Origin of the sequence: Mesorhizobium sp. L48C026A00 (assembly GCF_000502375.1) — a bacterium.
GTDB classification, from domain to species: Bacteria; Pseudomonadota; Alphaproteobacteria; order Rhizobiales; family Rhizobiaceae; genus Mesorhizobium; species Mesorhizobium muleiense.
The window spans coordinates 1-703 of sequence record NZ_AYWU01000111.1; the positions used below are offsets into that span (position 1 = coordinate 1).

A 703-nucleotide genomic window follows, 5' to 3' on the forward strand; every position below is an offset into this window, starting at 1 on the left:
AGGCAGGAAATGCTACCTAGAGCGCAATTTGGGAACGAGCACCGATCTGGAGAAGAGTTTCTCAGCTAAACGTACGATTTCGCACTAATCTTGTTCTGACCCCGGGTTACATCCATGCCACGCACCCGCTGGATGTCTGCCAGATCGATCACACGCTTACCGACATCAACTTCGTTGAGGTCGTCGACGGTGGTGGAACCTTCATCGGCCGCGCATATCTTACGATTGTTACCGACGTGGCGACGCGCTGCATTCTCGGCTTCTGCCTCACCCTTGAGAAGCCGTCGGCGCTGTCGGTCGCGCTCTGCCTCGCGCAGGCCATGTGTCCAAAGGAGGCATGGTTGGCCACGCTCGACANGCACGGGTGGCCGATGTTCGGTCGACCGCGGATGCTTGTGACCGACTCCGCCAAGGAATTCAAAGGACATGCCTTCCAGCGTGGGTGCGAGGACTACGGAATTCGCATCCGCTACCGCGATCGCGGTCGCGTCCATCAGGGTGGTGTGGTCGAAAGGCTGCTCGGGAAGCTCAATGCCGTTCTCGCGACGCAGCCCGGCTCGACAGGCAGATCCGTGGCGGACCGCGACGAATATCCCGCAGAGCGACGAGCCCGTCTAAGCTTCGCCGATCTCGAGCGATGTCTCGCACTCGCGGTGATCGATCACAACCTGCAGGAAAACGCGAAGACGCTGAAAGTGCCGGC

General features: G+C 60.0%; 1 pseudogene. It reads left to right on the forward strand.

Going from position 1 to position 703, the window contains the following annotated elements:
• Positions 1-101: 101 nt before the first annotated feature.
• A pseudogene (locus X738_RS0145490) lies at positions 102-703 on the forward strand (DDE-type integrase/transposase/recombinase); the annotation flags it as partial.